The organism is Marinococcus sp. LNHM5E3-2.1 (assembly GCF_056034365.1).
In genome coordinates this window covers 50290-58459 of record NZ_JBQLIB010000014.1, presented here as the reverse complement: position 1 = coordinate 58459, position 8170 = coordinate 50290, and the positions used below count along the sequence as shown (strand labels likewise).

Below are 8170 nucleotides of genomic sequence, written 5' to 3'. Positions count from 1 at the left end.
AATGCCCTAAAAATGTGTTGCTTTTGATTGGGGCTCTGGCTTGTCTTTCCTTTTCAAAGAACGATCTGCCGCTCAAAGCGACAATTACTATCATACCAAGTAGGTAAGTGAAAGTCAACAACTTTTTAAGAAATTTATTATTTCCGGTTGCTGTTTTTTCGCCTCTCTCGGAAGCGCATGTATAAATATATCACCGTGGCTCTAAGCGGTCAACAATTTTTTATAATTTCTTTTAAAAAATGCAGAAATAAATTAACGTATAATTAGCTATTCATTCCATAAGACCTTTTATAGGCCTTTCCTTTGCATTCTGATTACTAACTGCTTCGGATTTTATGCTATTCTAGTGGTATGTAATGGAAGAAAGGAGAGAATTGAACGTTGGCCGATATTCATTGGAATGATAAAGAATTATTGATTTTTGATCTGGATGGCACTCTATATGAGGATACTGAACACTTTGATTATTATGCTGAACGGCTGGCTGCTTTTATTGCAGACAAAGACCGGCCTGCGTTTTTCTCCGAGTACGAAGCTGTTCAAAACGGTGAACGTGATCTGCAGATAGGTACAGCATATGATGCAGAAAACGACCGAATTCTCTACCTCGACCCGGTCACCACCCAACCAGTAAGAGTCGTCAATTGGAGCGGGAGAGAAATAAAACCTTCTGTCTGGGCGGAAGAGTATAAGAACCTTTCTTTTGACTTTGACAGAAAAATAGCTATCGGGGACGGATGGTGGACTCCCCATGCTACTGCCAGACATTTCGGAGTTTCGAAAGAAGAAGCCTACGCCGCTTACGTGGAAACAAAAACATATATGTCATCTGAATCCTTCCAGCTTTCCCAGACTCCTTCGCTTCGGTCCGGCCTGCAATGGCTTCAATCTAACGGCAAGCAGATGGTGTTAGTTACCAATAGCGACGATGAAGATGCAGAATCTATTTTACAGCAATTAAACCTTCATGATCTGCTTCCTCCCTACACTAGAATTACTTCTGCCAACAAACCAGCCGAAACGAAAGATCATTACGAAAAATTATTGGAGGAGTACCGAGTGAGCCCCCGGGAAACGATGGTCATTGGAGATAACTTAATGAATGATGTAATGCCCGGCGTTCTGCTCGGGATTGAAGGCGTTCATATAGGCCCTTTAGCTGATTCTCCTTCTAAATATATTTATACTGTTCCATCTCTGCAGCAGCCGATGGAAAATCTCATCCAATACAATAAATAGAAAAGAAGCCGCCCGCAGATATCTGCGGGCGGCTTCTGTTTATTGACTGCTATTCAACAGGCACTTTGTTCATAATAGTTGACGCCAATTCATCATAAAGCTCACCGATTGGATGTTCCGGCTGATAAACAGATGGGGCAAACACACTATCATCTTCAAGCGGCTGTCCCAATGGAATGCGGCTAAGAATGCCAACCTTTAACTCATCAGACAGGCGGTCTGCCCCGCCCTCACCAAAGACATATTCTTTCTCACCGCTGCGGCTTTCATAATAAGCCATGTTTTCAATAATACCCAATACACGGTGATTGGTTTTTATCGCCATTGCTCCGGCACGGGCTGCTACAAATGCTGCCGTCGGGTGCGGCGTAGTGACGATAATTTCCTGACTTTCCGGCAGGGTAGTGTGAACATCGAGTGCCACATCCCCTGTACCCGGCGGAAGATCCAAGAGCAGGTAATCAAGGTCTCCCCACTCCACTTCGTTAAAGAAGTTGTTCAGCATTTTTCCGAGCATCGGGCCTCTCCATACTACCGGAGCGTTATCCTCTACAAAGAATCCCATCGAAATGACTTTAACGCCGAAACGCTCTACCGGATAGATCCGTTCATCCTGTACTTTCGGCCGTTCTTCAATGCCCATCATGTCCGGTACGCTGAAGCCGTAAATGTCTGCGTCAATAATACCTACTTTTTTTCCGGCACGGGCCAGCGCCACAGCTGTATTTACTGTAACCGTAGATTTACCAACTCCGCCTTTACCGCTCGCAATGGTAATAAACTGAGTTTTGTTATCCTCGGATAAAATCTTCGGTCCTTCTTCCCCTTTTAGGCCTCCGGCTTTTTCTACTTCTTCGGGTTCAAGAGTCTCAAAGCGGAGTCCTACTGAGTCGGCCCCGGCCTCTTTGATCGTATCCACTACCTGCTGCTGCATCTGCATTTGTTCGGGAGTACCAGTCTTTGCCAATGCTATTTTTAAACGCACTTTGCTGTCATCTTTGACACTGATACTGCGGATGCCGCCGGTTTCAACAATCGGTTTCCCCAGATCAGGATCTTCTATGGACTGAAGTGCTTCGCGCACCTGTTCTTCTGTAATCACATTGCACACCTTCCTTCTCTAGACTATAGCTGTAACTATTGGAAACATTCCTTATCTAGCATACCGTTTTTAAGAAGCATATTTCAAACGTTTACAACTAAAACCTGCTGTTTTTCTCTATATACAAGCAAACAATACAAAAAGAAAACCCCCTCTGCTGAATGCAGAAGGAGTTTCCGGGTAAAGAGATGAATTAACGCTTCGAGAACTGTGGCGCACGACGTGCTGATTTGAGACCGTATTTTTTACGTTCTTTCATACGTGCGTCACGAGTCAGGTAGCCTTCAGATTTCAGTGTAGGACGGAAATCCGGGTCTACTTTCAAGAGAGCGCGCGCTACTCCGTGACGAATAGCACCAGCCTGGCCGGTGAAACCGCCGCCTCTTACAGTTACTTTAATGTCATAAGAACCTTCCGTGCCTGTAGCAGCGAGTGGCTGCTTTACAACAAGCTTCAATGTTTCAAGGTTGAAATACTCGTCGAGTTCACGGTCGTTTACAGTGATTTTTCCATCGCCTGGCTCAAGAAAAACTCTAGCCGATGAGTTTTTCCGGCGTCCAGTACCGTAATATTGTACTTGTGCCAAATGTAGTCCCTCCTTTTATTTTAACCGCGCAGCTGCAGTTCTTCTGGTTGTTGTGCGTGGTGTTTGTGCTCTGGGCCTTCGTATACGAATAACTTCTTGCCTTGTTCGCGGCCAAGAGTATTTTTCGGAAGCATGCCTTTAATAGCAATTTCGAGCATTTTTTCTGGTTTCTCACGGCGCATGTCGTCTGCGCGTGTAGATCTCAGTCCACCCGGATAACCGCTGTGACGGTGATAATACTTTTGAGAAAGTTTTTTCCCGGTTAAGTGGATTTTTTCTGCATTAACAATAATCACGTTATCCCCAACGTCAATGTGCGGGGTATATTGTGGCTTTGTTTTACCGCGAAGGATTGCAGCGACTTCACTGGCAAGACGTCCGAGTGTCTGGCCTTGTGCGTCTACTACGTACCATTTGCGTTTTACGTCGCCTGGCTTAGCCATGTATGTCGTACGCATAGTTGTTTCCCTCCTAAATCAATTCTCTGCCGATTATATCATCGATCACTTGTCATATTTACGCTCATCATTCCGTATCCCGGGGCAGTGGGACGTGAAATGCCAAATAACATCGTATAATAATAGGGGCCAAATGTCAATGTTAAAACACCAGGAAACGTTGTTTTTTTATAATCAATTTTTTCCGTAGCCGGCTACGTTTTCAGCTGGCCTTAAAGACTGTTAACGCACGGCCAGCCAGAGTACTGTGTACAGTGCGCAGCCTGCGGCAAAATACCGGAACGTGCTCTTCCGGTGCTGAGGTATTTCTTCCTGCATTACCTGATAAATAATACCCCCGGAAATAAACGCATAGATAACTGACACCCACTCGTCCTTTAAATCAATGAGCAATCCAAAGAGCCAGCCTGCTAAAACTCCCGCTACTAAAAGCCACCGGCCAAATTTATCAAAGAGACGATGATTGATGGAGCGCATGCTGATATCTGAGGTTAACAGATAGACCGAAAGGGCAGCGAAATAAAAGACAGTTTCCTTTGCTGTGCCCATTTGGCCATGAAGCAGCAGGTAGCCTACGATAACATTAAACAATGTATAAAATGTAAGCGGAATTAAAAAGTAGAGGTTCCCGCTCCGAAGACGATCCCTCACGCTGTCTTCCCGATGAAATGAATGAGCAACCTTTTCAAGGGCATAGGTTAAAAGCAGGCCTCCCATAGCCACCAGGTAAGCATCATTATTTACCGTTTCTAAAAAAGCAGTACTGGTCTGGCTGTCAATCTGCTTTTGAGAAGTGCTCAAATTTGGCAGAGTGATAGAAAACACGTAAGCGATCGCTACTCCACCGGAAATCGAAATCAGCTTGCGGCGACCTGCGTTGGATATACGTCCGACAAATTTAACCGCAGCATGGACAGCAGCAAAAACCAGGACGAACAGAAAACTTACAAACGTCATAACCTCAGCTCCCTTAATTTTCTACCCACTACTGCTTTTTATAACCGGCCTGGATAAATACTTTCATCTGTCAGTAATTCACCTTCCAAAGATACAGACCGTGGCCGGGGGCCGTGTTACCGGCAGCAGCCCGCTCCTTCGCTTCAATAATAGATTTCATTTCTTCAGGGGAACGGTTGCCCTTTCCTATTTCGAGAAGCGTTCCTACAGCAATGCGAATCATATTGTATAAAAAGCCCGACCCGCGGAACGTAAACCACAGCTCCTCCCCGTCTAGCGTAGCATCTGCTTTGTATACCGTGCGGGTTTTTTCCTTCACGTCGGTATTGGCAGCGCAAAAGGAGGAAAAGTCGTGCTCCCCTTCAATGTAGCGGACTGCCTTCTGCACAGCTTCAACGTCCGTTGGATATGGGTAATAAAAGGCATGATTCCGGCGAAACACGTCACGCTCCTTACGCAGCAGCACGCAGTACCGGTACTCTTTCTCCACTGCGTCAAAACGTGCGTGGAAATCTTCATTGGCATACGCGGAGTGCCAGACGTGGATATCTTTTGACAGAAAGGATTCAAGGGCCTTTCCCCATTTGTGCTCCGGCAGCTGCAGCGGAGAATCAAAATGGAATACCTGGCCTTTTGCATGCACACCTGAATCCGTCCGGCCTGAAGCATGGATTGGCACATGGACACCTTTGTGCATTTTCTGGAGCGCCTCCTCGATTTCTCTCTGGACCGTCCGGCGGCCCGGCTGCACCTGCCAGCCTTCAAAAAACGTACCATCATACGCTACTGTTGCTTTCACTCTAGGCATTGGACTTTCCTCCTTTCGTTTACTGGCGTAAAAACAATAAAATAACTCCAAATGCCGCGATCAGAACGCAGCATAAAGTATCTCTCCAGCCCCACACGAGCAGACGGAGCTTTGTCCGCCCTTCTCCTCCGTTATAGCCGCGGGCCTCCATAGCATAGGCCAAATCCTCCGCCCGGCGGAAGGCACGTACAAATAACGGCACTAGAAGAGAAACAAATGCCTGCATCCGGTCCCGCATGGAGCCTTTGTTAAAATCAGCGCCGCGGGCCGTCTGGGCTTTAATAATTTTTTCTGTTTCCTGCAGGAGCGTAGGAATAAACCGGATCGCAATCGACATCATCATCGCCACATCGTAGGCGGGAAACCTAAAGCGCTCGAGCGGGGAAAACATTTGCTCTAATGCATCTGTAAGGTCAATCGGGCTCGTTGTCAGCGTTAAAAGCGACGTGAAATACACGAGCAGCAGCAAGCGAAGAGAAATAAACAGTCCCTGGCGGATGCCTTCCTCATAAAACGAAAATATACCGATCGAAAAGAGGATGTCTCCTTCTCTTGTAAAAAAAGCGTGCAGAAAAAATGTTAATATCACTAAAATAAATACCGGAAACATTCCCTTGCGGATATATCGAAATGGCACTCCGGAAAGAAAATAAACGGCTATCGCCGCCGCTCCGAAAAGCGCATATCCATTCCAGCTGTTCACGAGAAAAACTACAATGATTAAAAACAATACGGCGGCAATCTTCGCCCGGGGATCCATATGATGAAGAAAGGAGCGCCCCGGCAGATACTGGCCGATTATGACATTTTCAAACATGTGGCACCTCTCCGTTCTGAACGGCCTGCTCCCAGTAATCTGCAGCTTCTGCCGGAGAAAGCTTATAATGGGGGAAGCGGATACCGCTGTCCCGTTCAATCTGCTGAAGCACCCGTACCTGCTCCGGGATATCCAAATCCATTCCCTGCAGCTTTTCCCGCTGGGCATAAATGGCTTCCGGTTCTCCCTGCATTTTGATCTCTGCATCCTCCATCACATACATGTACTCAGCAAATGCAGCCGCCTCCTCCATTTGATGCGTAATCATAATCGTTGTCGGCTGATACATAAGCTGCCAGTTCATAAATAGCTCCAGAATTTCTTTTTGTCCCTGGGGATCGAGACCAGCAGTTGGTTCGTCCAGAATAAGAATGTCCGGGTTGGTGGCAAGCACCCCGGCTATTGCTACCCTCCGCATCTGCCCCCCGCTCAGCTCGAACGGCGAGCGCTCCAGCAGTGTTTCACTAAGCCCCACCTGCTGCAGCAATTCTGGAAGCTTCTTTTGTATCTCCGCTATGTCCATTCCCTTATTTTTCGGCCCAAACAATAAATCTTTTTCGACGGTTTCCTCGAACAGCTGGTGCTCGGGATACTGAAACACCATTCCTACATGACTCCGCACCGTTTTGACCATTTTTCGCTTTGTTTTGGCTTCCAGCTGGTAATCCCCTACTGTTACCACGCCGGCGGACGGCTTAAGCAGTCCATTGATGTGCTGCACAAGTGTTGATTTCCCGGAGCCGGTACGCCCAATAACAGCCGTCACTGAAGAAGAGCGGAAGCAGGCATCTATGTTTTTAAGTGCTAATGTTTCAAACGGCGTTTTTTTCATATACACATGGCTTACGTTTTGAAAATTCACATCCATGCTGCTACTCTCCTTCAACCATGGTACGGAGCGTTCGTATATCGATCCTCCGCTTCTTTGCTTCTCTGTAAAGCTGATATTTATACGGAAGGGGCATCCCTTCTGCCTCCATCCACTCCAGCTGATCCGGGATGCTGGCCGTAGTTACATCTTTTTCGATTCGTCCTGCTTTCATGAACCAAATACGATCGGACATAAAGGCTTCTTCAAGATAATGAGTAATCGATACGATTGTGATGCCCGATTCGCGGCACAGCCGGTTCATTGTTTCCAAAATTTCTTTTCTGCCATTCGGGTCAAGCATGGAGGTCGATTCATCAAACACCATCACCTGAGGACGTAAAGCAAGAACTCCGGCTATCGCCGCCCGCTGCTTTTGGCCTCCGGACAGGCGGTGCGGCTCCATATGTAAAATATGCCCGATGTTTACCCAACGGCTGACTTCGTCAATGCGTTCGAGCATTACTTCTCGCGGAATTCCGGCGTTTTCCATTCCAAAAGCAATATCGTCACGCACCGTCGGAGCCACAAACTGATGCTCAGGGTTTTGGAAAACCATCCCCACTTCCCGCCGAATCATTTGCAGAGAATCCTCATCTGTGGTCTTTTTACCCAGCACAAGAACGGACCCTCCGGTCGGCTGGGACAGACCGTTAAAGAGACGGGAGAGTGTCGATTTCCCGGAACCATTGGCTCCTATAATCGAAAGCCATTCCCCTTTATGAATCTTTTTATTTAATCCTTTCAGCACCTTTTCGTCGCTTTCCTCGTATTGATATTCAAGATTCTGGAGTTCGATAATCGCCATGCCCTCTCCCCTCCCTTTAATGTTCGATTTTTGCATAGAAAAAAAGCAAGACGCAGTCTTTACAGACATCGTCCTGCCTCTTTTACATGTTACCTTCATTTGCAAATGAAAGAAATGTATAAACGAGGGCTTCCCGTTTATACAAGTTCGATAATAGCCATTTCAGCAGCGTCTCCACGGCGCGGTCCGAGTTTCAGTACGCGCGTGTATCCGCCTTGACGGTCTTCGTAACGAGGACCGATTTCAGAGAACAGCTTCTGAACAGCATCCTGGCCTTCTTCATTAGCTGTTTCCTTGCGAACGAATGCAGCTGCCTGACGGCGGGCGTGCAAATCTCCACGTTTTCCAAGAGTAATAATTTTTTCTGCGATCGGCTGTACTTCCTTCGCTTTTGCGTGAGTTGTTTCGATCCGGCCGTTAATAATAAGGTCGGTAGTCAAATCACGAAAGAGCGCTTTTCTTGCCGATGTGTCGCGTCCAAGCTTTGAGTATGGCATTACAATTCCCTCCTTTGATCAAACAAATAT

10 protein-coding genes are annotated in these 8170 nt (G+C 46.9%); 1 reads left to right on the top strand and 9 read right to left on the bottom strand.

The features are described 5' to 3' along the window. Positions 1-381 precede the first annotated feature (381 nt). Positions 382-1239: an HAD family hydrolase gene (locus tag ACTRXH_RS13835; protein WP_474282611.1), complete on the top strand. Its 858-nt coding sequence runs from the start codon at positions 382-384 to the stop codon at positions 1237-1239. Positions 1240-1288: 49 nt separating this feature from the next. On the opposite strand, the gene ACTRXH_RS13830 is transcribed toward ACTRXH_RS13835, so the two are convergent. From ACTRXH_RS13830 to rplQ, 9 genes are all read right to left on the bottom strand, one after another. Next, positions 1289-2341: a P-loop NTPase gene (locus tag ACTRXH_RS13830; protein ID WP_462868219.1), complete on the bottom strand. Its 1053-nt coding sequence runs from the start codon at positions 2339-2341 to the stop codon at positions 1289-1291. Between the two features lie 193 nt (positions 2342-2534). Further along, positions 2535-2927, bottom strand: a complete 393-nt coding sequence (gene rpsI / locus ACTRXH_RS13825) for a 30S ribosomal protein S9 (protein WP_091616686.1) — start codon at positions 2925-2927, stop codon at positions 2535-2537. A 20-nt stretch (positions 2928-2947) separates the two neighbouring features. After that, positions 2948-3385: a 50S ribosomal protein L13 gene (rplM, locus tag ACTRXH_RS13820; RefSeq protein WP_322527231.1), complete on the bottom strand. Its 438-nt coding sequence runs from the start codon at positions 3383-3385 to the stop codon at positions 2948-2950. Between the two features lie 222 nt (positions 3386-3607). Beyond that, positions 3608-4342, bottom strand: a complete 735-nt coding sequence (locus ACTRXH_RS13815; RefSeq protein ID WP_474282609.1) for a hypothetical protein — start codon at positions 4340-4342, stop codon at positions 3608-3610. 70 nt (positions 4343-4412) lie between these two features. Then, complete coding sequence (gene truA, locus ACTRXH_RS13810) at positions 4413-5150, bottom strand: tRNA pseudouridine(38-40) synthase TruA (RefSeq protein ID WP_474263653.1); 738 nt, start codon at positions 5148-5150, stop codon at positions 4413-4415. Between the two features lie 19 nt (positions 5151-5169). Beyond that, a complete protein-coding gene (locus ACTRXH_RS13805) occupies positions 5170-5967 on the bottom strand; it encodes an energy-coupling factor transporter transmembrane component T family protein (protein ID WP_474263651.1) in 798 nt (265 codons plus the stop codon). Beyond that, a complete protein-coding gene (locus ACTRXH_RS13800; RefSeq protein WP_474282607.1) occupies positions 5960-6835 on the bottom strand; it encodes an energy-coupling factor transporter ATPase in 876 nt (291 codons plus the stop codon). Before ACTRXH_RS13800 ends, ACTRXH_RS13805 begins: the two co-directional genes overlap by 8 nt. A 4-nt stretch (positions 6836-6839) precedes the next feature. Next, a complete protein-coding gene (locus ACTRXH_RS13795; RefSeq protein ID WP_474282605.1) occupies positions 6840-7643 on the bottom strand; it encodes an energy-coupling factor transporter ATPase in 804 nt (267 codons plus the stop codon). Positions 7644-7780: 137 nt separating this feature from the next. Further along, positions 7781-8140 (bottom strand): 50S ribosomal protein L17, encoded by a 360-nt coding sequence (rplQ, locus tag ACTRXH_RS13790; protein ID WP_022794495.1) that lies wholly within the window; start codon positions 8138-8140, stop codon positions 7781-7783. Positions 8141-8170: the final 30 nt, after the last annotated feature.